The organism is Pseudomonas sp. TE24901 (assembly GCF_054058375.1).
Genome location: NZ_JBSSAF010000011.1, coordinates 206,117 through 231,987 on the forward strand (window position 1 = coordinate 206,117; position 25,871 = coordinate 231,987).

23 protein-coding genes and 1 pseudogene are annotated in these 25,871 nt (G+C 62.8%); 13 read left to right on the forward strand and 11 right to left on the reverse strand.

The window, feature by feature from the left end:
- Positions 1-9: 9 nt before the first annotated feature.
- From ACVWVP_RS22400 to ACVWVP_RS22430, 7 genes are all read left to right on the forward strand, one after another.
- Positions 10-777, forward strand: coding sequence for an ATP-binding cassette domain-containing protein (locus ACVWVP_RS22400; RefSeq protein WP_259175485.1), 768 nt, complete (start codon positions 10-12; stop codon positions 775-777).
- A complete protein-coding gene (locus ACVWVP_RS22405) occupies positions 774-1,670 on the forward strand; it encodes an ABC transporter substrate-binding protein (protein WP_457408084.1) in 897 nt (298 codons plus the stop codon). The genes ACVWVP_RS22400 and ACVWVP_RS22405 overlap by 4 nt, the downstream gene beginning before the upstream one ends.
- Positions 1,663-3,657, forward strand: coding sequence for a Fe(3+)-hydroxamate ABC transporter permease FhuB (gene fhuB / locus ACVWVP_RS22410; protein WP_457408086.1), 1,995 nt, complete (start codon positions 1,663-1,665; stop codon positions 3,655-3,657). The genes ACVWVP_RS22405 and fhuB overlap by 8 nt, the downstream gene beginning before the upstream one ends.
- A gap of 127 nt (positions 3,658-3,784) precedes the next feature.
- On the forward strand, positions 3,785-4,258 hold the full coding sequence (locus tag ACVWVP_RS22415) for a MarR family winged helix-turn-helix transcriptional regulator (RefSeq protein WP_457408088.1): 474 nt from the start codon (positions 3,785-3,787) through the stop codon (positions 4,256-4,258).
- A complete protein-coding gene (locus ACVWVP_RS22420) occupies positions 4,255-5,706 on the forward strand; it encodes an efflux transporter outer membrane subunit (protein ID WP_178918893.1) in 1,452 nt (483 codons plus the stop codon). The genes ACVWVP_RS22415 and ACVWVP_RS22420 overlap by 4 nt, the downstream gene beginning before the upstream one ends.
- Positions 5,707-5,721: 15 nt before the next feature.
- On the forward strand, positions 5,722-6,915 hold the full coding sequence (locus ACVWVP_RS22425; protein WP_178918894.1) for an efflux RND transporter periplasmic adaptor subunit: 1,194 nt from the start codon (positions 5,722-5,724) through the stop codon (positions 6,913-6,915).
- Positions 6,915-8,444, forward strand: a complete 1,530-nt coding sequence (locus tag ACVWVP_RS22430; protein WP_178918895.1) for a DHA2 family efflux MFS transporter permease subunit — start codon at positions 6,915-6,917, stop codon at positions 8,442-8,444. The genes ACVWVP_RS22425 and ACVWVP_RS22430 overlap by 1 nt, the downstream gene beginning before the upstream one ends.
- A 138-nt stretch (positions 8,445-8,582) precedes the next feature.
- Here the strand turns inward: ACVWVP_RS22430 and lpxH are convergent, their stop codons facing one another.
- The gene (lpxH, locus tag ACVWVP_RS22435) at positions 8,583-9,332 is read right to left on the reverse strand and encodes a UDP-2,3-diacylglucosamine diphosphatase (protein ID WP_457408092.1); all 750 of its coding nucleotides are present in this window, start codon (positions 9,330-9,332) and stop codon (positions 8,583-8,585) included.
- Positions 9,333-9,334: 2 nt separating this feature from the next.
- Positions 9,335-9,835, reverse strand: a complete 501-nt coding sequence (locus ACVWVP_RS22440; RefSeq protein WP_123717841.1) for a peptidylprolyl isomerase — start codon at positions 9,833-9,835, stop codon at positions 9,335-9,337.
- 250 nt (positions 9,836-10,085) lie between these two features.
- On the opposite strand from ACVWVP_RS22440, the gene ACVWVP_RS22445 reads away from it, so the two are divergent.
- Both ACVWVP_RS22445 and cysS read left to right on the forward strand, forming a co-directional pair.
- Positions 10,086-11,786: a glutamine--tRNA ligase/YqeY domain fusion protein gene (locus ACVWVP_RS22445; RefSeq protein WP_178918899.1), complete on the forward strand. Its 1,701-nt coding sequence runs from the start codon at positions 10,086-10,088 to the stop codon at positions 11,784-11,786.
- Between the two features lie 18 nt (positions 11,787-11,804).
- Complete coding sequence (gene cysS / locus ACVWVP_RS22450) at positions 11,805-13,193, forward strand: cysteine--tRNA ligase (protein WP_457408096.1); 1,389 nt, start codon at positions 11,805-11,807, stop codon at positions 13,191-13,193.
- 565 nt (positions 13,194-13,758) lie between these two features.
- On the opposite strand, the gene ACVWVP_RS22455 is transcribed toward cysS, so the two are convergent.
- Positions 13,759-14,307, reverse strand: coding sequence for a dihydrofolate reductase family protein (locus ACVWVP_RS22455; protein WP_457408098.1), 549 nt, complete (start codon positions 14,305-14,307; stop codon positions 13,759-13,761).
- Positions 14,308-14,408: 101 nt separating this feature from the next.
- On the opposite strand from ACVWVP_RS22455, the gene ACVWVP_RS22460 reads away from it, so the two are divergent.
- Both ACVWVP_RS22460 and ACVWVP_RS22465 read left to right on the forward strand, forming a co-directional pair.
- The gene (locus ACVWVP_RS22460) at positions 14,409-14,867 is read left to right on the forward strand and encodes an HIT family protein (protein ID WP_457408144.1); all 459 of its coding nucleotides are present in this window, start codon (positions 14,409-14,411) and stop codon (positions 14,865-14,867) included.
- 184 nt (positions 14,868-15,051) lie between these two features.
- On the forward strand, positions 15,052-15,834 hold the full coding sequence (locus ACVWVP_RS22465) for an SDR family oxidoreductase (protein ID WP_259175269.1): 783 nt from the start codon (positions 15,052-15,054) through the stop codon (positions 15,832-15,834).
- On the opposite strand, the pseudogene ACVWVP_RS22470 reads toward ACVWVP_RS22465, so the two are convergent.
- From ACVWVP_RS22470 to ACVWVP_RS22505, 8 genes and pseudogenes are all read right to left on the reverse strand, one after another.
- A pseudogene (locus ACVWVP_RS22470) lies at positions 15,831-16,159 on the reverse strand (winged helix-turn-helix transcriptional regulator). The gene ACVWVP_RS22465 and the pseudogene ACVWVP_RS22470 overlap by 4 nt on opposite strands.
- Before the next feature lie 153 nt (positions 16,160-16,312).
- Entirely contained in the window at positions 16,313-16,651 is a 339-nt protein-coding gene (locus ACVWVP_RS22475) for a Na+/H+ antiporter subunit G (protein WP_016969635.1), read from the reverse strand.
- Complete coding sequence (locus ACVWVP_RS22480) at positions 16,648-16,926, reverse strand: K+/H+ antiporter subunit F (protein WP_005789171.1); 279 nt, start codon at positions 16,924-16,926, stop codon at positions 16,648-16,650. Before ACVWVP_RS22480 ends, ACVWVP_RS22475 begins: the two co-directional genes overlap by 4 nt.
- Positions 16,923-17,411: a Na+/H+ antiporter subunit E gene (locus ACVWVP_RS22485; RefSeq protein ID WP_457408101.1), complete on the reverse strand. Its 489-nt coding sequence runs from the start codon at positions 17,409-17,411 to the stop codon at positions 16,923-16,925. Before ACVWVP_RS22485 ends, ACVWVP_RS22480 begins: the two co-directional genes overlap by 4 nt.
- Positions 17,408-19,090, reverse strand: coding sequence for a monovalent cation/H+ antiporter subunit D (locus ACVWVP_RS22490; protein ID WP_178921244.1), 1,683 nt, complete (start codon positions 19,088-19,090; stop codon positions 17,408-17,410). Before ACVWVP_RS22490 ends, ACVWVP_RS22485 begins: the two co-directional genes overlap by 4 nt.
- On the reverse strand, positions 19,087-19,431 hold the full coding sequence (locus ACVWVP_RS22495) for a Na+/H+ antiporter subunit C (RefSeq protein WP_003192163.1): 345 nt from the start codon (positions 19,429-19,431) through the stop codon (positions 19,087-19,089). The genes ACVWVP_RS22490 and ACVWVP_RS22495 overlap by 4 nt, the downstream gene beginning before the upstream one ends.
- Positions 19,431-22,352, reverse strand: a complete 2,922-nt coding sequence (locus tag ACVWVP_RS22500; protein WP_178921246.1) for a monovalent cation/H+ antiporter subunit A — start codon at positions 22,350-22,352, stop codon at positions 19,431-19,433. The genes ACVWVP_RS22495 and ACVWVP_RS22500 overlap by 1 nt, the downstream gene beginning before the upstream one ends.
- A 581-nt stretch (positions 22,353-22,933) precedes the next feature.
- On the reverse strand, positions 22,934-23,863 hold the full coding sequence (locus tag ACVWVP_RS22505; RefSeq protein WP_178921248.1) for a DMT family transporter: 930 nt from the start codon (positions 23,861-23,863) through the stop codon (positions 22,934-22,936).
- 92 nt (positions 23,864-23,955) lie between these two features.
- Between ACVWVP_RS22505 and ACVWVP_RS22510 the strand changes: the two genes are divergently transcribed.
- Together ACVWVP_RS22510 and ACVWVP_RS22515 are read left to right on the forward strand one after the other, a co-directional pair.
- Positions 23,956-24,519, forward strand: coding sequence for a helix-turn-helix domain-containing protein (locus ACVWVP_RS22510; protein ID WP_178921250.1), 564 nt, complete (start codon positions 23,956-23,958; stop codon positions 24,517-24,519).
- Between the two features lie 155 nt (positions 24,520-24,674).
- Positions 24,675-25,871, forward strand: a complete 1,197-nt coding sequence (locus ACVWVP_RS22515; RefSeq protein WP_457408105.1) for an SfnB family sulfur acquisition oxidoreductase — start codon at positions 24,675-24,677, stop codon at positions 25,869-25,871.

Below are 25,871 nucleotides of genomic sequence, written 5' to 3' on the forward strand. Positions count from 1 at the left end.
GCTGAGGTCCTGTTTCGCCTGGAGGGTGTCAGCGTGCGCATGGGCGCGCGAACCTTGCTGCACCCCCTCGATTTGCAGTTGCACAGCGGGCGAGTGTACGGCCTGGTCGGGCACAACGGCTCGGGCAAGTCGACCTTGCTCAAGCTGCTGGCGCGCCAGTCGATCCCCACGGCGGGTAGGCTGACGCTGGCTGGCCAGCCATTGCCGCAGTGGTCTTCACGGGCCTTTGCACGGCAGATCGCCTACCTGGCGCAACAACCGCCAGAGGTCGACGGCATGCGGGTGCGTGAGCTGGTGGCGCTGGGGCGTCACCCCTGGCACGGCGCGCTCGGTCGCTTCAGTGCCCAGGATCGCCAGTGGGTGGAGGAGGCGATGTGCGCCACGGAGGTCGCGCAGTACGCCGAGCGTGCCGTGGACAGCCTGTCGGGTGGCGAGCGCCAGCGTGTCTGGATCGCCATGCTGGTGGCGCAGAACTGCCGCTGCATGCTGCTCGACGAACCCACCTCGGCGCTGGACATCGGCCACCAGGTCGCCGTCCTGCAACAGGTGCGCAACCTGTGCACCCAGCGTGGCATGGGCGCGGTGATCATCCTGCACGACATCAACATGGCGGCGCGCTTCTGCGATGAAGTCATTGCCCTGGGCGAGGGTCGGTTGCTGATGCAGGTGCCGGCCGCCGAAGTGTTGCAGGATGATCATTTGCAACGGATCTATGGCACGCCGATGGGGGTGTTGCGCGACCCCGTGAGTGGCCGCCTGGTCAGTTTCCCACGATGAACCGTCGTCAACTGCTGCAAGCCTTGGTGTGCGCCGGACCTGCCGTGTGGCTGGCCCGTGCGTCGGCGGCCGACGGGCCGAGGCGAATCGTCTCGCTCAGCTGGGAGCTGACCGAAACCCTGTTGGCCCTGGGCCACACACCGATTGCCATGGCGCTGCCCGACTGGTACCGGCGCACGATTGTTGAACCGCCGCTGGCCCAAGGGGTGGTCAATGTCGGCCTGCTGTACCAGCCCAACTTCGATGTGCTGCGCGACCTGAAGCCAGACCTGTTGATCCTCACGCCGGGGCATTCCAACTTGAAACCGGCCCTGGAACGCCTGTGCCCCACGCTGACCCTGGGCGGCTATATGGACAGCCCGCAACCCTACCCGGCATTGCTTGATGACACCCGCACCCTGGCCCGTGCGTTGGGTGAGTCGGCCCGCGCCGAAGCGTTGATCGACGAGGCCCGGCGCCGTTTCGAGGTGCCCATCGCGCCACGGCTGACGGCGCTGCCGACGATCGTGGCCGACGCCGTCGATGGGCATTTTCTGCGGGTGTACGGCCAGGGCAGCCTGTTCGATGCGGTGATGCAGTCGCTCGGCGTGAGCAATGGTGCGCAGGCTGCCGGTTGGTCGAGCAACCGCGCGGGCAATGCCCTGGTGCCGTTGCAACGCCTGGCGTCGGCACCGCTGGCCAACCTGTTGCTGGTGGGGCCGGTGACCGCTGATGTGCGTGCGGCCTTGCAGGCCAGCCCGGTCTGGCAGGCGTTGCCCTGTGTGCGCCAGCACCGTGTAGCGGAACTGCCGGTGATCGCGCCCTACGGTGGGCTGGTGTCGTTGCAACGCTTTGCCCGTGCGTTGCACGTGGCCTTGGCACAGATCGAGAACCCGGAGGCCGCCCATGGTTAACCCCTTACGCCAGGCGATCCCGCGTGGATGCCTGGGGCTGCTGTTGGTCTTGCTTTCGGTGGCGAGCGCGTTGGCCTTGATCCAGGTGCAGGACCTGCTGGGCAGCAGTGGCGGGTGGCAGGCCTGGTTTGCCCCGGACCCTGACGTGCTGCCCCAGGTGCTGCTGCATGCCTCACTGCTGCCACGGGTGGCAATGGCGCTGTTGTGCGGGGCCGCGCTGGGGCTGGCGGGCGCGCTGGTGCAACAGGTGCTCCGCAACCCGTTGGCAGAGCCCATGACGCTGGGGATTTTTCCGGGGGCCTACCTGGCGCTGTCGCTGTCTGCGTTGTATTGGCCGGGCGAGGTGGCCCTGAGTCGCGAGGCCGTCGCCTTGGCCGGTGGCGCCGCGGCCGTGCTGGTGGTGTTGCTGTTGGCGTCGCCGCAGCGGTTGTCGCCCATGGCGGTGATTCTGTCGGGCATGGTGGTCAACCTCTATTGCGGGGCGATCAGCCTGGCGATTGCCCTGGGCAACTTCGATTTACTGCGCGGTTTGCAGATCTGGGGCGGTGGTGCGCTGGAGCAGTCCGGCTGGACGCCCAGTGCCCACCTCGCCCTGGGCCTGTTGGGGTGTAGCGTCGTCGTGTGGTTCAGCCGGCGCCCCTTGGCCCTGCTCGACAGCGGCGAAAGTACGGCCCGCAGCCTGGGCGCGAAGGTCGGCACGACACGCCTGCTGGCGGTGTTGCTGGCCGTGGTGCTGACGGCCCTGGTGGTGGCCCAGGTAGGGGTGATCGGCTTTGTCGGGTTGGCGGCGCCAGCGCTGGCCCGGCTGTTGGGCGCGCGCACGCTGTACCAGCGCCTGGTGTGGGCGGCGTGCATTGGCGCGGGACTGTTGTGGGCCACTGACCAGATTGTGTTGCAGGTGTCGAGTGCCAGCCCGTTTGCGGCCCACTTGATTCCTACGGGCACGGTCACGTCGTTGTTGGGCGTGCCGTTGCTGGTGTTCCTGCTGCCGCGCTTGCGCCAGGGGCTGTCGAATGGCTGGCGCTTGAGCACGCACGGCGAGGCGCGATTTGCTCTCGGGCGCACGCTGGGGTTGCTGCTGCTCAGCCTATTCCTGTCGTTGGCAGTGTCGCGCAGCCTGCACGGCTGGCAGGTCGCCAGCCTGTCACAACTCAGCGCGCTGCTGTTCTGGCAGGTGCCTCACACCGTCGCTGCCGCGGCGGCGGGAGGTTTACTGGCATTGGCCGGGACCTTGCTGCAACGGCTCACGGCCAACCCCATGGCCAGCCCGGACCTGCTGGGGGTGAGTTCCGGCGGTGCGCTGGGGGTGATTGCGGTGGTGTTGCTGGTGGCACAGCCTTCGGCTGCGTTGCTGTTCGTTGCCTGCCTGGCCGGCGCGTTGACGGCGCTGGGCGCGCTGCTCTGGTTTGGCCGGGGAGCGTTCACCGCGCAGCGCCTGTTGCTGGTGGGGGTGTCGGTGAGCGCCTGGGCCCAGGCGATGGTCAGCGCCAGCCTGGCCAGTGGTGACCCGCGCGCCGGGTTGATGCTGCAGATGATGATGGGCTCGCTGTATTACTTGCCGGCGTCGATGGCCTGGGCCAGTGCGGCGGTGTTTGCCTTCGGGCTGTGCCTGGTGCCGCTATTCAGCCGCTGGTTGTTGGCGTTTTCGCTGGGGGAGGGCACGGCGGCCAGTGTCGGCGTGCCGGTCAGCCGAGCACGCTTGTTGATCCTGTTGTTCGCCGGCGTCTTGACCACCACGGCGACCCTGCTGGTGGGCCCGTTGTCGTTCGTCGGTCTGCTGGCCCCCCCTATCGCCCGCCTGGCCGGCGCCCGTCGCCCGATGCAGCAACTGTGGCTGTCGGCGTTGTTCGGCGCCACGTTGATGGTGCTGGCCGAATGGCTGGGCCGGCAACTGGTGTTCCCCGAGCAAATGCCCGCAGGGCTGGTCGCCACCCTGTTGGGCGGGCCGTGGCTGGTGCTGTTGATGGTGCGCCGTGGCGCACGCTGATTGCGCCGTGAGCCACCGCTTATCGGTCAATTAGCAAGCAAGCTAATTATTCCATTTGACATTCGCTGCCTAAGCAGTAACATCTTGTCATACATTCACTGCCTAGGCAGTAATAAGGTGACTTCCGATGCCCCACTTCACCCCTGACAGCTTCCGCAACTGCCACCTCGGCCTGCTACTGGGTCGGGCGGCGCTGCTCAAGGACCGCATTATCGACACCCACATGGAACCCCACGGCGTCACGGCCGCGCAGTTCAAGGTGTTGATCATCATTGCCCAGTTCGACGTCGATACCCCGGCCGAACTGTGCCGCAACCTGTCCCTGGACAGCGGTTCCATGACCCGCATGCTCGACCGCCTGGAACAAAAGGGCTTGCTGGCCCGCCAGCGTTCCGACCAGGACCGGCGCCAGGTCCGGCTGGTGCTGACCGAAGACGGCCAGCGCTTGGCAGACATGCTGCCGCACATTGGCGCGCAGTCGATGAACGAACTGGCCGGCGCCCTGGAGCCCGGCGAGTTGCAGATCCTGGAAAGGATCCTCACGAAAATTCTAGTAGCTGCCGGTGACGCCATCGTCATCCAGCGGGTAGGTAACCAATGAAAACGCGTGCACTGAGCCTGGTGCTGGTGGCGATGAGCATGGCCGGTTGTGCCAACTTCAGCGGCCTCGACACCCAGGGCCAACGCCTCGACGCCAACACCCTGCAAACCGGTAAATCCCTGAGCGGCGTGACGCTGTCGCCAGCCGCCTGGCCCACCGCCGACTGGTGGAAGAGCCTGGGCGACCCTCAGCTCGACGGCCTGATCCAGGAAGCCCTGCAAAACAGCCCCGACATGCAAGTGGCCAGCGCCCGTGCCCACCAGGCCGAAGCCGCCGCCTTTGCTGCCGATGCCGCACGTATGCCGACCCTGGACGCCAGCGCCGGCGTCAGCCGTTCGCGCCTGGCCAAGGACCAGGACCCGCGCGGTGAAGGCGATGCCTACGCCACCGTGCGTAATATCGGCGCCAGCTTCAATTACAACTTCGACCTGTGGGGTGGCCAGCGTGCCGCCTGGGAAGCCGCATTGGGCCAGGCCCGCGCCGCCGAAGTCGACCAACAGGCCGCACGGCTGACCCTGGCTGCCAACGTGGCCAAGGCCTACAGCGACCTGGGCCAGGCGCACATCGTGCGTGACCTGGCGAACGACGACCTCAAGCGCACCCGCCAGATGCTCGACCTGGGCAAGCGCCGCCTGAATTCAGGCATCGACAGCCAGTACCAGTACCAGCAGACCGAGAGCCTGGAAGCCAGCTCCGAGTCGCAACTGATCGATGCGGAAAAACAACTGCAGAGCGCCAAGATCGCCCTGGCAGTGTTGCTCGGCAAAGGCCCGGACCGGGGCGGCGAACTGGCCCGGCCCAACGTGCTCAAGCCCAGCGCCGTGGCCGTGCCCTCGGTGTTGCCGGCCGAGCTGCTGGGCCGTCGCCCTGACCTGATCGCCGCCCGCTGGCGCGTAGAGGCCGCGAGCAAGAACGTGGCCGCGAGCAAGACCCGCTTCTACCCCAACCTCAACCTGAGTGCGAGCGCCGGGGCCGAGTCGTTGCTGGGCGACGCGATGTTCGGTTCGGCCAGCCGCTTCTTCAGCATTGCGCCGACCCTCTCGCTGCCAATCTTCGACGGCGGCCGCCTGCGCGCCGACCTCGATGCCCGCGACGCCGACTACGACCTGGCGGTGGCGCAGTACAACAAGACCCTGGTGCAGGCCCTGGGCGATATCGGCAACAGCCTGGTGCAATTGCGCGAAACCGGTCGGCAGATCCAGGCCCAGCAACACGCCGCGGACATCGCCCAGCAGTCCTACGACACCGGTGTGCAGCGCTACAGCTCCGGCATCGGTAACTACCTGGATGTGCTCAGTATCGAGCAGCAATTGCTGCAGGCCCAGCGTCAGCTGGCGACTCTGAATGCTGCGCAGATCGATCTGTCGATTCAATTGATGCAGGCCCTGGGTGGCGGATACAACGCCGCAAACGTGGCAGCGGCCACCCCAGCAACGCGTACGGAATAATGTGAGGTATTAGTCATGGCCACTGCCGACAGCAACGCCGCAACAGAAAAAGACACCAACCCACGCAAGCGCAAGGTGATGCTGATCGGCCTGGCGCTGATCGTCATCCTCGGCATCGTTGGCGTGTGGGGTTGGTATGAACTCTACGGCCGCTTCAATGAAAGCACCGATGACGCCTATGTGAACGGCAACGTGGTGGAGATCACCCCGCTGGTCACCGGCACCGTGGTCAGCATCGGCGCCGACGATGGCGACCTGGTCCACGAAGGCCAAGTGCTGATCAACTTCGACCCCAACGACGCCGCCGTCGCCCTGCAAAGTGCCCAGGCCAACCTGGCCCGCACCGTGCGCCAGGTGCGCGGCTTGTACAGCAATGTCGACGGCATGAAGGCCCAGGTGCTGGCGCAACAAGCCAACGTGCAAAAGGCCCAGGACAACTACAACCGTCGTAAGAACCTCGCTGCCGGTGGCGCGATTTCCCAGGAAGAACTGTCCCACGCCCGCGACGACCTGACCTCGGCGCAAAACGCCTTGGCCAACGTGCAGCAACAGTTCAAGACCAGCAGCGCGCTGGTGGATGACACGGTGATTTCGTCGCACCCGGATGTGCAGGCTGCGGCCGCCCAACTGCGCCAGGCCTACCTGACCAATGCGCGCAGCACCCTGATCGCGCCGGTCACCGGCTATGTGGCCAAACGCACCGTGCAACTGGGCCAACGCGTACAGCCAGGCACTGCCTTGATGGCCGTGATCCCGCTGGACCAGCTGTGGATCGACGCCAACTTCAAGGAAACCCAGCTGCGCAACATGCGCATCGGCCAGCCGGTGGACATCGAGTCGGACATCTACGGCAGCGACGTGAAGTTCAGCGGCACCGTCGACAGCCTCGGCGCCGGCACCGGCAGCGCGTTTGCCCTGCTGCCTGCGCAGAACGCTACCGGTAACTGGATCAAGATCGTGCAACGGGTACCGGTGCGCATCCACGTCAACGCCGACGAACTGGCCAAGCACCCGCTGCGGGTAGGCTTGTCGACAGTGGTCAATGTTGACCTGCACGACCAGAGCGGCCCGGTACTGGCGCAACAAGCGCCGCAAAAAGCCTCGTTCACCACCAACGTGTACGACCGCCAACTGGCCGAAGCCGACGCCATGATCACCCAACTGATCCATGACAACAGCCTCGCCGCACCCAAGGCTGTGCAACGCTGATGAGCAATAACGCCTCCTTCACGCCACCCAGCCTGTTGATGGCCACTATTGGCCTGTCGCTGGCGACCTTTATGCAGGTGCTCGACACCACCATCGCCAACGTGGCGTTGCCGACCATTTCCGGCAACCTGGGCGTGAGTTCGGAGCAGGGCACCTGGGTGATCACCTCGTTTGCGGTGAGCAACGCCATTGCCTTGCCGCTCACCGGATGGCTGAGCCGCCGCTTTGGTGAGGTGAAGCTGTTTTTGTGGGCGACCATGCTGTTCGTGCTGGCCTCGTTCCTGTGCGGCATTTCCACCTCCATGCCCGAGCTGATCGCCTTTCGCGTCATTCAAGGCCTGGTGGCCGGGCCGTTGTACCCCATGACCCAGACGCTGCTGATTGCGGTCTACCCGCCGGCCAGGCGCGGCATGGCCCTGGCACTGCTGGCGATGGTCACGGTGGTGGCGCCGATTGCCGGGCCGATCCTCGGTGGCTGGATCACCGACAGCTACAGCTGGCCGTGGATCTTCTTCATCAACGTGCCCATCGGCGTCTTTGCGGTGATGGTGGTGCGTTCGCAGTTGAAGAAACGTCCAGTGGAAACCAGCTACCAGCCGATGGACTACGTCGGCCTGCTGAGCTTGATCGTCGGGGTGGGGGCTTTGCAGATCATCCTCGACAAGGGCAATGACCTGGACTGGTTCGAGTCCAACTTCATCATCATCGGCGCGGCCATTTCGGTGATCGCCCTGGCGGTGTTCGTCATCTGGGAACTGACCGACAAGCACCCGGTGGTCAACCTGCGGCTGTTCGCCTACCGCAACTTCCGCATCGGCACCATCGTGTTGATCCTGGGTTACGCGGGCTTTTTCGGCATCAACCTGATCCTGCCGCAATGGCTGCAAACCCAGATGGGCTACACCGCCACCTGGGCGGGCCTGGCGGTGGCGCCGATCGGTATCTTGCCGGTGCTGATGTCGCCGTTCGTGGGCAAGTACGCGCACAAGTTCGACCTGCGCCTGCTGGCGGGCCTGGCGTTCCTGGCGATTGGCTTGAGCTGCTTTATGCGGGCGGGCTTCACCAATGAGGTGGACTTCCAGCACATCGCCCTGGTGCAGCTGTTCATGGGCATTGGCGTGGCGCTGTTCTTCATGCCGACCCTGAGCATCCTGATGTCCGACCTGCCGCCGCACCAGATCGCCGACGGCGCGGGCCTGGCAACGTTCCTGCGGACCTTGGGCGGCAGCTTCGCGGCGTCGCTGACCACCTGGATCTGGATTCGCCGGGCGGACCAGCACCATGCCTACATGAGCGAGAACATGACCACCTACGACTCGGCGACTCGCGATGCGTTGCAAGCGCTGGGTGGGGCAGGGCACAAGGCCTATGCGCAGCTGGACCAGATCCTCACCAGCCAGGCGTACATGATGTCCACCGTGGACTACTTCACGTTGCTGGGGTGGATGTTCATGGCCTTGATGTTACTGGTGTGGCTGGCCAAGCCGCCGTTTGGTGCGAAGGCGGGGCCGGAAGCTTCCGGCCACTGATCTACAAAGAGTGGAATGCAATCCCCTGTGGGAGCTGGCTTGCCTGCGATGCAGACACCTCGGTACATCTGATACACCGAGGTGATGCTATCGCAGGCAAGCCAGCTCCCACATTTTGATCGGTGTTGGGCTTTGGGTTCAGGCCCCAGGCAACGCCAACTGCGGGTTCACAAAATCAAACGCCGCCAGTTGAAACCCTTGCTCATCCACCTGCAACGCCCACCCTTGCTTGTCCCAATCCCCCAGCACGATGCGCTTGGCCGCCTGGTCGCCAATCTGCAACTTATGAATGGCGGGGCGGTGGGTGTGGCCGTGGACCAGGGTGCGCACGCCAAACTGCTGCATCACCCGTGGCACTTCCTCGGGGGTCACATCGACGATGTCGTTGGCCTTCATGCGCGTCTGCGCACGGCTTTCACTGCGCAGCTTGCGCGCCAGCTTGTGGCGGGTGCTTAGCGGCAGGTGGCGCAGGATGAACAGCACGATGGGGTTGCGCAGGATGCGTCGCAGCTTCATGTAGCCGACGTCGCGGGTGCAGAGGCTGTCGCCGTGCATCAACAGCACGGGCTCGCCATGGAGCTGCACGACACTCGGGTCCTTGAGCAAGGTGGCACCTGCGGCTTTGCAGAACACCTTGCCGATCAGGAAATCGCGATTGCCGTGCATGATGAAAATCGGGGTGCCGCTGTCGCTCAGCTCACGCAGAGCCTCGCCAATCGAACGCTGGAAGGGGGTCATGCCGTCGTCGCCAATCCAGGCTTCAAAGAAGTCCCCCAGAATGTACAACGCCTGGGCGCCACGGGCGCGGCCGTGGAGCAGATCCAGAAACGCCCGGGTAATGTCCGGGCGCTCCTCTTCCAGATGCAAATCTGAAATAAGCAGGATCACGCTTAGATGATCTCGGCTTTCTCGACGATAACGTCTTCTACCGGAACGTCCTGGTGGCCGGCTTTACCGGTGGTCTGCACGCCTTTGATCTTGTCGACGACGTCCTGGCCTTCGGTGACTTTACCGAATACCGCGTAGCCCCAACCCTGCACGTTCTTGCCGCTGTGGTTCAGGAAGGCGTTGTCGGCGACGTTGATGAAGAACTGCGCGGAGGCCGAATGCGGCTCCATGGTACGGGCCATGGCGACGGTGTACTTGTCGTTGGAAAGGCCGTTGTCCGCTTCGTTCTGGATGCTTGGGCGCTTGTCTTTCTTTTCTTTCATGCCTGGCTCGAAACCGCCGCCCTGGATCATGAAGTTACCGATGACACGGTGGAAAACGGTGTTTTCGTAGTGGCCGGCGTTCACGTACTCGATGAAGTTGGCGACGGTGATCGGCGCTTTCTCGGCGTTCAGCTCGATGACGATGTCACCGTGGTTGGTGGTCAGTTTGACTTGAGTCATGTTCACTACTCTATTTCAGGGAATTCGTGGGTTTGGGTGCCCGGGGCACCACGACCGGTATGGCTAAACGACGGCCAAGGCGCGCAGTTTAGCGTGACCTGCAGGAATTTCGAGGTGGTTTTTTACCGCCCATGCAATAAATGCAGCAGTTTTCGGCCTCGCTCTGTCAGGTGCTTGACAGCATCGGCTATGATATCGCCTTTGTTTTGTCGGCCTAGCCCGGCCACGTACTTGTCTGTTCAAGGATCCTATGAGCAAGCCCACTGTCGACCCTACCTCGAATGCCAAGGCCGGACCTGCCGTCCCGGTCAATTTCCTGCGCCCGATCATCCAGGCGGACCTGGATTCGGGCAAGCACACGCAGATCGTCACCCGCTTCCCGCCAGAGCCCAACGGTTACCTGCACATCGGCCACGCCAAGTCGATCTGTGTGAACTTCGGCCTGGCCCAGGAGTTCGGTGGCGTCACGCACCTGCGTTTCGACGACACCAACCCGGCCAAGGAAGACCAGGAATACATCGACGCCATCGAAAGCGACGTGAAGTGGCTGGGCTTCGAATGGTCCGGTGAAGTGCGCTATGCCTCGCAATACTTCGACCAGTTGCACGACTGGGCCATCGAACTGATCAAGGCCGGCAAGGCCTATGTCGACGACCTGAGCCCGGAACAGGCCAAGGAATACCGTGGCACCTTGACCGAGCCGGGCAAGAACAGCCCGTTCCGCGACCGTTCGGTGGAAGAGAACCTGGACTGGTTCGCCCGCATGCGCGCCGGTGAGTTCCCGGACGGCGCCCGCGTATTGCGTGCCAAGATCGACATGGCCTCGCCGAACATGAACCTGCGCGACCCGATCATGTACCGCATCCGCCACGCCCATCACCACCAGACGGGCGACAAGTGGTGCATCTACCCCAACTACGACTTCACCCACGGCCAGTCGGACGCCATCGAAGGCATCACCCACTCCATCTGCACCCTGGAGTTCGAAAGCCATCGTCCGCTGTATGAATGGTTCCTGGAGCACCTGCCGGTTCCCGCGCAGCCGCGTCAGTACGAGTTCAGCCGCCTGAACCTGAACTACACCATCACCAGCAAGCGCAAGCTCAAGCAGCTGGTTGACGAGAAGCACGTGCACGGCTGGGACGACCCGCGCATGTCCACGCTGTCGGGCTTCCGCCGCCGTGGCTACACCCCTGCCTCGATCCGCAACTTCTGCGAAATGGTCGGCACCAACCGTTCCGACGGCGTGGTCGACTACGGCATGCTCGAATTCAGCATCCGCCAGGACCTCGACGCCAACGCCCCGCGCGCCATGTGCGTGCTGCGTCCGTTGAAAGTCGTGATCACCAACTACCCAGAAGGCCAGGTCGACAACCTCGAGTTGCCGCGCCATCCGCAGAAAGAAGAACTCGGCGTGCGCAAGCTGCCGTTTGCCCGCGAAATCTACATCGACCGCGATGACTTCATGGAAGAGCCGCCAAAAGGCTACAAGCGCCTGGAACCGGCCGGCGAAGTGCGCCTGCGTGGCAGCTACGTGATCCGTGCTGACGAAGCGATCAAGGACGCCGACGGCAACATCGTCGAACTGCGTTGCTCGTACGACCCGGACACCCTGGGCAAGAACCCGGAAGGCCGCAAAGTCAAAGGCGTGATCCACTGGGTACCGGCTGCGGCCAGCATCGAGTGCGAAGTGCGTCTGTACGATCGCCTGTTCCGTTCGCCGAACCCTGAGAAGGCCGAAGACAGCGCCAGCTTCCTCGACAACATCAACCCTGACTCCCTGCAAGTACTCACTGGTTGTCGTGCCGAACCCTCGTTGGGCGAAGCACAGCCGGAAGACCGTTTCCAGTTCGAGCGCGAAGGTTACTTCTGCGCAGATATCAAGGACTCGAAACCCGGTCGCCCGGTATTCAACCGTACCGTGACCTTGCGTGATTCGTGGGGCCAGTGATTCTCTAAGGAAGCCGTTGTGCTAACGATCTACAACACACTCAGCAAGACCAAAGAAGTCTTCAAGCCGCTGGATGGCAACAAGGTGCGCATGTACGTGTGCGGCATGACCGTGTACGACTACTGCCACATCGGCCACGGCCGCAGCATGGTTGCCTTCGACCTGGTGACCCGCTGGTTGCGTTTCAGCGGCTATGACTTGACGTACGTGCGCAACATCACCGACATCGACGACAAGATCATCAACCGCGCCAACGAAAACGGCGAGTCGTTCGACGCGCTGACCGAGCGCATGATCGCCGCGATGCACGAGGACGAGGCGCGCCTCAACATCCTCAAGCCGGACATGGAACCGCGTGCCACGGACCACATCCCGGGCATGCACGCGATGATCCAGACCCTGATCGACAAGGGTTACGCCTACGCCCCGGGCAATGGCGACGTGTACTACCGCGTCGCCAAGTTCATGGGCTACGGCAAGCTGTCGCGCAAGAAGATCGAAGACCTGCGCATCGGCGCACGTATCGAAGTGGACGAAGCCAAGCAGGACCCCCTGGACTTCGTGCTGTGGAAAGGCACCAAGCCCGGCGAGCCGAGCTGGGAGTCGCCATGGGGCGCCGGGCGTCCGGGCTGGCACATCGAATGCTCGGTGATGTCCACCTGCTGCCTGGGCGAGACCTTCGATATTCATGGCGGCGGCAGCGACCTGGAGTTCCCGCACCACGAAAACGAAATCGCCCAGAGCGAAGCGGCCACCGGCAAGACCTACGCCAACGCCTGGATGCACTGCGGCATGATCCGCATCAATGGCGAGAAGATGTCCAAGTCCTTGAACAACTTCTTCACCATTCGCGACGTGCTGGAAAAGTACCATCCGGAGGTTGTGCGTTACCTGCTGGTGTCCAGCCACTACCGCAGCGCCATCAACTACTCGGAAGACAACCTCAAGGACGCCAAGGGCGCCCTGGAGCGTTTCTACCACGCGTTGAAAGGCCTGCCGACCGTAGCGCCGGCCGGCGGCGAAGCCTTCGTGGCCCGCTTCACCGAAGTCATGAACGACGACTTCGGCACCCCGGAAGCCTGCGCGGTGCTGTTCGAGATGGTGCGCGAGATCAACCGCCTGCGCGAGAGCGATCTCGACGCCGCGGCGGGCCTGGCGGCTCGCCTGAAAGAATTGGCCAGCGTGCTCGGGGTTCTGCAAATGAAGCCTGAGGACTTCCTGCAAGCCGGCGCTGAAGGGCGTGTGGATGCGGCTGAAGTGGATGCGCTGATCCAGGCGCGTCTGACTGCACGCGCCAACAAGGACTGGGCGGAATCCGACCGTATCCGCGACCAACTCACCGCCATGGGGGTGGTGTTGGAAGACGGGAAGGGTGGTACCACCTGGCGCTTGGCTGATCAGGCTTGATCGGTAAACGCTGAACAAAAAAACGCCCCGACTGGTTCGGGGCGTTTTTTTTGCACATCATTTTAACGGCTTGCTAGATCCACTGTAGGAGCCGGCTTGCCGGCGATGGCATCTGCTCGGTGTACCTGATCCACAGACCGAGGTGTCTGCATCGCCGGCAAGCCGGCTCCTACAGGGAATGCGGTCGGCAAACTTCACCGGTCGGCTCTAAGGCCGCCGCGTCTGCTTTTGATTTTGATCTGAGGCGCCCCGTTAACCACGCTGGCCGAACGCAGGCTTGAATCCGTGGGTAACCCGGCAGGACGCCGGGTTAGCCGTCTTGGGCCAAGGATGGCCCATGACGGCGGCCCACGGATTCAAGCCTGCGTTCGGGCACACCGAGCCCAGGCAAGGTGCCGAGTGGTGGGGCAAGAGCCTTTTGCTTACTTTTGGGCTGTTCAAAAGTGAGCCGCCGTAAGGGCGGAACCCATAGCAGCCGTTACCGCAGAAATGGATATGTACTCAGCATCTTAGTCGGCCCAGAGTACGCCATCGCCGGCAAGCCAGCTCCTACAGGTGTGTGGTTTCAGGTCTTTGCGATGGCATAGCGGCTCTGCACAAAGCCGTTTGCCGATACGTCCGTGCCGAGATGGCGAAGCGCGTGCTCGCTGCCGATCACGCCGAACAACGCAATGCCTTGCCCCAGCAACACCGGGATTCGCGTGATGATCAACTCGTCGATCAGGCCCGCCTCAAGAAACGCCTGGATCGTCTGCCCGCCGTCGATATACAGATGCTTCAAGCCACGCTCGGCCAACTGCTTGACCAGTGTGCCCACATCCGCCGCCAGCACTTCCACCTTGTCCTGTAGATGCGCGGGAATCTCCAGCGCCTGGCGAGATAGCGCGATGACCGGCAACCCCTCATAAGGCCACTCGGGAAAGGACAGGACTTTCTCTAAAGTCTTGCGGCCCATGACCAAGGCATCGACGCGGGTGATGAAGTGTTCATACGTCACGCCATTCAAGGTGGCGATTTCATATTCCGGGCGGTGAAGCCACTCGATGTCGCCGTCAGGCCGTGCAATGAAACCGTCAACGCTGGCTGCGATAAATACCGAACACTTGATTTCCATGTGGGATGTTTCTCCTTTTTCCTATTTGTTTTGACGTGTGCCGAATCGTGGCTTTAGATAAGTCTACGATCAAATCCACGACGAAAAGGGCAGTGATTAAAATGGATTGTATTTTCTGCAGCATTGTTAAAAAGACCTCCCCAGCTCACATCCTGTGGGAAGACGACCAGCACATGGCCTTCCTCTCAATTTTCCCCAACACCCCGGGTTTCAGCGTGGTAATCCCCAAGCAGCATTACGGTAGCTATGCGTTTGCGCAGTCGGATGAAGTGTTGGCCGCGCTGGCAGTCGCGGCGAAGAGGACGGCATTGCAGATCGACCGCGCGTTTCCCGATGTGGCACGCACCGGGATGATGCTTGAAGGCTACGGTGTGGATCACCTGCATGCGAAGTTATTTCCCATGCATGGAACGGGCTCGGACAGTGCGTTCAAGCCGTTGAGTTCGAAGGTGGAGAAGTTCTTTGAGGCGTATGAAGGCTATATCTCATCCCATGATCATGTGCGGGCGGACGATACCGAGTTGGCAGAGTTGGCGGCCAGAATCCGATCCTTCGCCTAGCGCCAAACCCAATGTGAGAGCAAGCCAGCTCCCACGGTTTTTACCGAGCCTATGTCACGCAGGTGCGAAGCCCTTTAAATCCCAATCCTAACTTTTCGGTAAGCCCATTACCTTTCTGTGCGTTCTTGTGGCGTGTCTGGCGCGCTCCTATCCTGCGGTCTTTATCTACCCAGGAGTACACCCCATGAGTTTTGATCTCGGCTTGAAAGGCCTTCGTGCCTTGGTTACCGGTGGAACGAAAGGCATCGGTGCGGCAGTAGTCGCGGCATTGCGCGAGCAAGGCGTCGAGGTCATTTCGATTGCACGCTCGGCCAACGATTCACCGCCTGAAGGCGTGCATTTCATTGCAGCCGACCTCGGCACGGCTGCCGGGTGTGCCCGCGCTACTGATGCGGTGAAAACGCAGTTTGGTGGCGTCGATATCATCGTCAATGTGCTCGGCGGTTCCAGTGCGCCGGGCGGCGGCTTTGCCGTGTTGGACGATGAGCAGTGGTCGAATGCACTGAACCAGAACCTGATGGCAGCGGTGCGGGTGGATCGGGCCTTGTTGCCGGGGATGGTCGAGCGAGGGGCCGGGGTGATTATTCATGTCACGTCGATTCAGCGGGAATTGCCGTTGCCGGAATCGACCACGGCGTATGCCGCTGCCAAGGCGGCATTGGCGACGTACAGCAAGAGCCTGTCGAAAGAGGTCACGCCCAAGGGGGTGCGGGTGGTGCGTGTGTCGCCGGGTTGGGTGGAGACGGACGCGGCAGTCGCCTTGGCAGAACGCCTGGCGGATCAGGCGGGTACAGATTACGAAGGTGGCAAGCAGATCATTATGCAGGCGCTGGGTGGCATTCCCTTGGGGCGACCGGCCAAACCACAAGAAGTCGCCGACTTGATCGCCTTCCTGGTGTCACCGCGCGCCGCTTCGATCAGTGGCACCGAGTATGTGATTGACGGCGGTACGGTGCCCACCGTTTAAACGATAGGTTTTGCGTCCTGCCACTTGAGCAGGCCATCCAGCACCGGGCATAGGCGCTGGCCCCACTCGGTCATGCGGTATTCGACTTTCGGCGGCACCACCGGGTAGACCGTGCGGTGCACCAGGCCATCGGCTTCGAGCTGGCGCAGTTGTTGGGCGAGCATCTTTTGCGAGATATCCGGGATCAGGCGTTCAAGGTCGGAATAGCGCTGTACCTGGCCGCCGAACAGGTGGAACAAATGATCAGCTTCCAACGGCCACCGAGCCAGTTGAGGGTGGTCTCGACGTCGGCGGCAGCGGTGGCGGGTGTGTAGATTTTGCTCATCGCAGTACGTCCTCGCTGTATCTCCAATTCAAATGTGGGCGCGGACGTGCTCGCGAAAGCGAAAGCGGAGTGTCAGTCACTGTATGTGTTTCTGATACACCGTATTCGCGAGGAAGCCCGCTCCCACATTTTTTACAGTGTTTGCCTGAGGGATTAGCGACGGCTGCTGACCTCAGCCGGCACATCATCACCCGCCATACGCTTACGAAACAACGCTGTACGCGCCAACAACAACGTGGTCACCGGCACCGTGATCGACAACAAGATCGGGATCAACCACCCGTGCAACACCGGCCCGGACTTGAGCACCGAAAAATAGATAATCGACGCCAACGCCACACACCAGGCGCCCAGCGTCGAGGCCAGTGCCGGCGGGTGCATGCGCTGAAAAAAGTCTTTCATGCGCAGCAACCCGACCGCGCCAATCAGCGCAAATACGCTGCTGAGCACCAGCAGCACCGCCACGATCACTTCCACCCATAACGGCATCATTCAATCACCTCGCCACGCAGCAGGAATTTCGCCAGGGCAAACGAGCCGACGAAGCCGAACAGCGCAATCAGCAACGCCGCTTCAAAGTAGGTGTCACTGGCGTAACGAATGCCCAGCACCAGCATCATCAGCATCGCCAGGATGTAAAGGTAGTCCAGTGCCAGTACCCGGTCCTGGGCCGACGGGCCTTTGAACAGGCGGATCAGCGTCAGCACCATCGCCAGCGAGAACAGGAACAGGCTGAACAGGATCGCATTGGAGAGCAGGGCGCTCATTCGAAGATCTCCATCAGGGGCCGCTCGTAAGTGGACTTGAAGTGCTCGATAAAGGGCGCTTCTTCCTCAAGATCAAACACGTGCAAGAGCAGGATGCTGCGGTCCAGCGCCAGTTCCGACCAGATGGTGCCGGGCACCACGGTGGTGATCATCGACAGTGCAGCCAGGCCGTTGGGGTCGCGCAGGTCTAGGGGAATCTTGATAAAGCGCGAGCGCGGCGGGCGGGAGCCGCACATCAGCACGCCCCAGGCCACTTGCAGGTTGGAGACGATCACATCGCGACCCACCAGGAAGAACAGGCGAATGATCACCCCGGGACGGCGAATGCGGATCGGCAACGGCCGCAACGGCGCCATCATCAGCGGTGCCAGGAACCCCAGCACCGCGCCCAGCAACAGGTTGCCGGGGCTCACGGACAGGTTGAGCACCAGCCACAACAACCACAACGCCAACGAGAGCCACGGGGCAGGGAGCAGGCGCTTCATGGTTGCACCTCCAGCGCGGCGGCCTTGGCTTCAGGGCTCGGCACCGGGCGCGTCGCCATCACCGCCATCACGTAGTGTTCCGGGTTGTTCAGGCTGACGGCGGTGTCCTGGGTGTAGCGCATCAGCGGTTCGGCCTTGAAGGTCAGCAGGATGCTCAGGCCGAGCAGGAAGAAAATTGGCACGCACTCGTAGCGCCGCAGCAGTGGCGAAGGGCGCTCTTCCGGGGTCCAGAAACGCTGGATGCCCAGGCGCGCGAAGGCGATCAACGAGGCCAGGCCAGAGAGGATCAGCAGCGCCACCAGGCCCCACGCCGCAGGGCGGATCGGCGCATCGATGCTGACGCCCAAGCCCAGCGGGTTGACCAGTGCACTCAGCAGGCTGAGCTTGCCGATGAACCCGGACAGCGGCGGCATGCCGATGATCAGCAGGGCGCAGGCGATAAAACTCAAGCCCAGGAACGCCATGGTCCAGGGAATCACCTGGCCGACTACCGCTTGCTGTTCATCGTCGAGGTTCACCCCAGGACGCGGGTGCAGGGACTCCATGGCCTTGGGCAGCGCATCGATTTCTTCATCCAGCGGCAGGTCGTTGGCCGAGCGCGAACGCTCGATCAACTCGGCCAGCAGGAACAGCGCGCTCAACGCCAGTGTCGAGCTGACCAGATAAAACAGCGCACCAGCGGTCAAGCTTGGCTGAGCAAAGCCGACGGCCGACAACAAGATCCCCGCCGACACCAGAATGCTCAAGCTGGCCATGCGCTCCAGCCGCTGCGCTGCCACCATCGCCAGGCCGGCGCAGATGATGGTCGCCATGCCGCCGTACACCAGCCAGTCGCCGCCAAACAGTGCCGAGGCACCGGCCTGGCCGGAGAACAGCAGGGTCCACAGGCGCAGCACGGTGTACACGCCGACCTTGGTCATGATCGCGAACATCGCCGCCACGGGCGCACTTGCCGAAGAATAGGCGGGTGCCAGCCAGAAGTTCAGCGGCCACATGCCGGCCTTGGCCAGGAAGGCCGTCGCCAGGATCGCCGCACCGGCGTGAAGCAAACCGCGATCAGCCTCCGGCACCAACGGGATTTTCAATGCCAGGTCGGCGAAATTCAGCGTGCCGGTCACGCCGTAGATCATCGCCGCGCCAATCAAAAACAACGACGACGCCAGCAAGTTGATTGCAATGTAATGCAGCCCCGCCGACACCCGCGCCCGGCCCGAGCCGTGCAGCATCAAGCCGTAGGACGCCGCCAGCAGCACCTCGAAGAACACAAACAGGTTGAACAGGTCGGCGGTGAGGAAGGCGCCGTACAAGCCCATCATCTGCACCTGGAACAGCGCGTGGAAACTGGTGCCCGCGCGGTCCCAGCGGGCCATGGCGAACAGCAGCGCGCTCACGCCGATGATGCCGGTGAGCACCAGCATCAGCGCCGACAGTTGGTCCACCACCAGCACGATGCCGAACGGCACCTGCCAGTTACCCGGCAGGTACACGCCAATCGAGCCGGGGCCGCCTTTTTGCGTCCAGTACAGCAGCAGGATCGCGATGCCCAACCCGATGATGCTGGAGACCAAGTTGATCTGTGCTTTCAGCGGGCGGCGTTTTTCGCCGAGCATCAGCATCAGCGCAGCAGTCATCAGCGGCAGCAGGATCGGCGCGACGATCAGTTGATTCATCCACGTCATTCCTTGGGCTCCCGGCCGTCCACATGGTCCGTGCCGGTCAAGCCCCGGGAGGCAAGTAGCACCACCAGGAACAAGGCGGTCATGGCAAAGCTGATCACGATGGCCGTGAGCACCAGCGCCTGGGGCAGGGGGTCGGTGTAGTTGAGCAGGTCTTGCGGCACGCCGTCCTTGATGATCGGCTCCTTGCCGATGAACAGGCTGCCCATGCTGAAGATGAACAGGTTGACCCCATACGACAACAGGCACAGGCCCATGACCACCTGGAAGGTCCGTGGTCGCAGGATCAACCACACGCCGGAGGCCGCCAGGACCCCAATGGCAATTGCGATGACTTCTTCCATCAGGCGGCTCCTTCTGTGGCGGCCACGGCTTTGGCCTGGTTGCTCGGTTTGTGCGCGCGCACCGACTGGTGGCCGAGGGCGGTGAGCATCAACAGCGTCGAGCCAACCACCATCGCGTACACGCCGACGTCGAAGAACAGCGCGCTGGCGATATGGATATCACCCAGCAGCGGCAGGCTGAAATGCCAGGTGTGGGTGGTGAGGAACGGGTAACCGGCCAACAGCGCGCCGAGCCCGGTGAGGGTTGCAGACAGCAGGCCGAAGCCCATCCAGCGCATCGGCCGCAGGCTCATCTGCGCCTCGACCCACTGCGTGCCGGCCACCATGTATTGCAGGATGAACGCCACCGACATCACCAAACCGGCGACAAACCCGCCGCCCGGCTGGTTGTGGCCGCGCATGAACAGGTAGAACGACACCACCAGCGCAATCGGCAGCAGCAGGCGCACCAGCACCGCCGGCACCATCATGAAGCCCAGGGCGGTGTCGCTGGCCTGGCGCGGGTTAACCAGGTCGGTGGCCACGTCCGGCGCCAGCTGACGCTGTTGTGGCGGCAACTCCATGCTCTCTTTGGATGGACGGAATCGTCGTAGCAGCGCATAGACCGTCAGCGCCACAGCGCCAAGTACGGTGATTTCACCGAGGGTGTCGAAGCCCCGGAAGTCCACCAGCATCACGTTCACCACATTGCTGCCGCCGCCTTCGGGCAGCGCGCGGCTGAGGTAGAACGAGGAGATGTCGTTGGGGGTCTGGCGCGTCAGCATCGCGTAGGACAGCAACGCCATGCCGCCACCGACCACGGTGGACAGCAGGAAGTCGCGCAGACGACGGATGCGCGCCTTGCGCAAGGAACTGGGCAGTGGCGACACTTCTTCGATCCGCCGTGGCAGCCAGCGCAGGCCCAGCAGGATCAGCACGGTGGTGACCACTTCCACCACCAACTGGGTCAGCGCCAGATCCGGCGCCGAGAACCATACGAAGGTGACGCAGGTCATCAGGCCGCACACGCTGACCATGGTCAGGGCTGCCAGCCGGTGGTACTTGGCTTGCCAGGCGGCGCCGAGGGCACAGGCAATTGCCAACAGCCACAAGGTGACGAACACGATGGAACCCGGGATTTTCGGGCGATCGCCCCAGCTGAGGCCGCTGTTAAGCATCGGGATCATGCCGCCGACCACCGCCACCAGCACCAGCAGGAACAGCTGGGTCTGCAGGCGCTTGGTGCTGATGCGTTTCTCGATCTTGCGCACCCCGCGCATCATCACCACCAGGCAACGCTCGAACATGCGCTTGCCGTTGAAGTAGCTGATGATCGGCGGGTATTTGAAGCGGCCGCGCTTGAGTTGCTTGCGCAGCACCAGGTACAGCACCACGCCGCAACTCATGGCCACCAGGCTCATGATCATCGGCGCGTTCCAGCCGTGCCAGATCGCCAGGCTGTACTCCGGCAGCACGCCGCCGACCACCGGCAAGGCGGCCGCCGCGAGGATCGATCCCACCACCTGGGCCGGGAAGATCCCCACCAGCAGGCAGGTGAACACCAGCAGTTCAACCGGCGCACGCATCCAGCGTGGCGGTTCGTGAGGCGTGTGGGGCAGGTTGGTGGCAGTAGGGCCGAAGAACACATCGACGGTAAAGCGCAGGGCGTAGACGACGCTGAACGTGCCCGCGATGGTGGCGATCACCGGCAGGGCGAACTCCACCCAGGCGGTCGAGGAGATAAAGACGGTCTCGGCAAAGAACATTTCCTTGGACAGGAAACCGTTGAGCAACGGCACCCCGGCCATGGACGCACTGGCAACCATCGCCAGCGTGGCGGTGAACGGGATCAGGCGCACCAGGCCGCTGAGCTTGCGAATGTCGCGGGTGCCGCTTTCATGGTCGATGATCCCCGCCGCCATGAACAACGAGGCCTTGAAGGTGGCATGGTTGAGGATGTGGAACACGGCGGCGACGGCGGCCAGCGGGCTGTTGAGGCCCAGCAGCAAGGTAATCAGGCCGAGGTGGCTGATGGTGGAATAGGCCAGCAGGCCCTTGAGGTCGTTCTGGAAGATGGCGCAGTAAGCGCCGAGGAGCAGGGTGAGCGCGCCGGCACCGCCGACGATGTAGAACCATTCTTCGCTGCCGGACAGCGACGGCCACAGGCGGGCCAGCAGGAACACGCCGGCCTTCACCATCGTCGCCGAATGCAGGTACGCCGATACGGGCGTGGGCGCTGCCATCGCGTGGGGCAGCCAGAAGTGGAAGGGGAACTGCGCGCTTTTGCTCAAGGCGCCGATCAACACCAGGGCCAGCATCACCGGGTACAGCGAATGCGCGCGAATCTGATCGCCCGCCGCCAGCACCTGGTCCAGGTCATAGCTGCCGACGATATGCCCCAGCAACATCACGCCCGCCAGCAGGCACAAGCCGCCCGCGCCGGTGACCATCAACGCCATATAGGCGCCACGCCGTGCATCGGCGCGGTGGTGCCAGTAGCCGATCAGCAGGAACGAGAACAGGCTGGTCAGTTCCCAGAAGAACACGATCTGGATCAGGTTGCCGGAGATCACCAGGCCAAGCATGGCGCCCATGAACGCCAGGAAAAACGCAAAGAAACGCGGCACCGGGTCGTCCGGCGACATGTAGTAGCGCGCATACAACGACACCAGCGTGCCGATGCCCAGCACCAGCATCGAGAACAGCCAGGCAAACCCGTCCATGCGCAACACGAAGTTCAGCCCGAGGCTGGGCAACCACATGAATTCTTCGCGGATCACGCCACCGTGGGCGATCTGGGGGTAGAGCAGGGCGACTTGAAGGGTGCCGACCAGGGCCACTAGGCCGGCCAACAGGGATTCGGTGTTACGTGCATTGTGCGGCAGCATGGCCGCCAGACAGCTGCCAATGAATGGCAGAAGCAGTAGAACTATCAGGGACATAGGCTTCTAATCTGCGGGAGTTTGGGATGCATCATACGTGCCGCTTTCACGATCACCAAACGGCAACATGTGGCAGGATCCTACAAGGTAGGCCGAAAATGCCTACTTGGCACTGTGCACCGTAGTCAATAATTGGAATCCGATCCCTGTGGGAGCCGGGCTTGCCCGCGATGACGGCCATCCAGCCAACCCGGTTCTATCAGGTATAAATCAGTCAAATGTGGGAGCTGGCTTGCCTGCGATAGCGGTATGTCTGTGTACATATCCGTTCCTGCGGTAACGGCCACTTATGGTTCCGCTCTTACAGCGGGTCACTTTTGGAAGAGCGCCAAAAGTAACCAAAAACGCTTCGCCCCACCCCTCGGCACCTCGCCTAGGCTCGGTGTGCCCTCTCTCCGGCTTGAATCCGTGGGCCGCCGTCATGGGCCATCCCTGGCCCAGGACGGCTAACCCGGCGTCCTGCCGGGTCACCCACGGATTCAAGCCTGCGTTCGGCCAGCGTGGTTGACGGGGCGCCTTGGATCAAGATCAAGATCAAGGTCAAAAGCAAAGCAGATCAAAAGCCGGGTGTTCGGTGGGCCTTAACCGATGCGTTCCTGCTCCAACGCATCCTCTCGCTCTGCTGCCCTCTGCCCCTTGGTCTTCATCTCGCTCACAATCACCGCTGCCACAATCAACGCCGCACCCAGCATTGCTATCGGCGGGAAGCGCTCACCGGCAATTCGCCCAACCACGCCTGCCCACACCGGCTCACCGGCATAGATCAACGTGGCTCGGGTCGGTGAAACGCTTTGCTGCGCCCAGTTCATCGCGACCTGGATCACCGCACTGGTCAGGCCCAGGCCCACGGCACTGAACAGCAGCAACCACGAGAACCCCGGCAACGCTTCGCCCATCGGCACCACCATCATGAATGACAGCACCGACGCGGTGGCGAGTTGCACCACGGTCACCCGGCGCACGTCTACCTGGCCGGCAAAGGCGCCGATCAGGATGATTTCAGCGGCAATCGCCACCGCGCCGATCAGCGTGGCGATCTCGCCGGGGCTGAAATTCAGCGAAGCGCCCGCAGGCCCGGTCAGCAGCATCAGCCCGGTAAACGCCAGCATGATGCCAATGCTCGGCATCAAGCCCGGGCGACGGCCCAGCACCACCCATTGCAGCAGCGGTACAAACGGGACATATAAAGCGGTGATAAACGCCGACTGGCTGCTGAGGATCGTCTGCAAACCGATGGTTTGCAGCCCGTAGCCAAACATGATCGCCACGCCGATAAACACCCCGGCCTTCAACTCGAACACGGTCAGGTCACGCAACGTGCGTAGGGAAAAGAAGCCCACTACAATCGCCGCCGCCGCAAATCGCAGGCCCACGAAAAACATCGGGCCGCTGACGGTCATTGCATGCTGCACCAGCAAAAACGTGCCGCCCCAGATCATGGTGATCACCACCAGGATGCATTCGGCTTTACTGAAACGGTTGAAACGAGGTGAGGCGTTCGGCGTGGTCATGGCGGCTCGGTCTTGCAAGGGAAAGGCACGGACCGCACAATGCGCCGCACGCTGGGCAGTATACTGCGCACACCCACCCATTGAGCAATATAGTGCACAAAGAAAATCCACAACGGGCCTCGGTCCTGCAGCACGTCAGCCAGAACGTTCGTCGCCTGCGCCACGCCGCCGACCTGAGCCAGACCGCGCTTTCGGAAAAGTCCGGGGTCAGCCGGCGCATGCTGGTGGCCATCGAGGCGGGGGAGAAGAACGTCAGCCTGTCCACCCTCGACCGCGTGGCCGAAGCGTTGGACGTGGCGTTCAGCGACCTGATCCAGGCGCCGGACGCCCCCGATCACAGCCGCATCAACGAACTGGCCTGGGCCGGTGAAATCCCCGGGAGCAAGGCGGTGTTGCTGGCCAAAGCCACGGCGCGGCGCGAGGTCGAGTTGTGGGAGATGCACCTGGAACCCGGCGATCGCTACAGCCCCGACCCAGACCCGGAGGGCTGGAGCGTGCAATTGTTTGTGTTCGAAGGTTGTCTCACCTTGTTGGTGGGGGATGAAGACAAATGCGTCGCCGCCGGTGAGTTCTACATGTTCGCCAGCCGTCATGTGCACGGCTATCGCAACGACGGCGACGTGCCGGTGCGTTTCGTGCGCAATGTGGTGATCTAACTGTTTGCCGGGCAACAGTGGATGGACACTTTGCTGGTTTGAAACGCCATCCAAACACCCGATTAGTCAGCAACTGACTGATTTCATTAGGTTATAAATTCAGGCACGACTCCTGCAATCCTCCAGGTCATCCCATCGGAGCCTGGAGTCGGCCCATGTCAGCCCACCCTCAACACCCTGCCCATATCATCCGCTCGGACGCGGAGGCCATCGAGGTCGCCACCCGCCTGGCCGCGCGTTTCGCCGTCGACGCCAGCGCGCGCGACCGCGAACGCCGCCTGCCGGTGGCCGAGCTTGACGAGTTCTCTGCCAGCGGCTTGTGGGGCATCACCATTCCCAAGGCCTATGGCGGCGCCGAGGTGTCCTATGTGACGGTGGCCGAGGTGATCAAGTTGATCTCCGCTGCCGACCCGTCCTTGGGGCAGATTCCGCAGAACCACCTGGGTGTGGTCGATATCCTGCTGCAAACCGCCACGGAGGAACAAAAGCAGTATTACTTCGGCAAAGTCCTGCAAGGCTATCGCTTCGGCAACGCCTTTTCCGAAGCCAAGAGCAAAAACGCCGGCACCTTCGACACGCAGATTCGCTTCCACGGCGATACCGCGCAAATCAACGGCGAGAAGTTCTACTGCACCGGCGCGCTGTTTGCTCATATCGTGCCCACGGTCGGCAACAACGAAAAGGATCAGGCCTTTATCGCGTTCATCGAGCGTGATGCCCAAGGCTTGAACGTGATCGACAGCTGGGACGGTTTCGGCCAGCGCACCACCGCCAGCGGCGGTGTCACCCTCGACGGCGTCACGGTGCCGCGCAGCGCGGTGATCCCGGCTCACCTGGCCTTCGATCAGCCAACGGCCAACGGCCCGATTTCACAGATCATCCAGGCGGCGGTGGATACTGGCATCGCCGTCGGTGCCCTTGAACAGGCGAAGATCTATGCCCGCCAGGCGCGGCCCTGGATCGACAGCCAGCAGGATCACGGCTGGCAAGACCCGTTCACCATCGCCGCCATCGGCGATCTGCAATGGCGCGTACACGGCACCGAAGCCATCCTCGCCAAAGCGGGCCTGGCCGTAGACCGGGCCCTCGCTGAACCCAGTGAAGACAGCGTGGCCCAGGCCTCGTTGGTGGTCGCCCAGGCCAAGGTGCTGTCGGCCGAAACCGCCTTGCTCGCCAGCAGCAAACTCTTCGAACTGGCCGGTACCCGCTCGGTCACCGGCAAGCACAACCTTGACCGTTTCTGGCGCAACGCCCGCACCCACACCCTGCACGACCCGGCGCGCTGGAAATATCACCTGATCGGCAATTTCGTGCTCAACGGCGTGAAGCCTGCGCGCCACGCCTGGAACTGA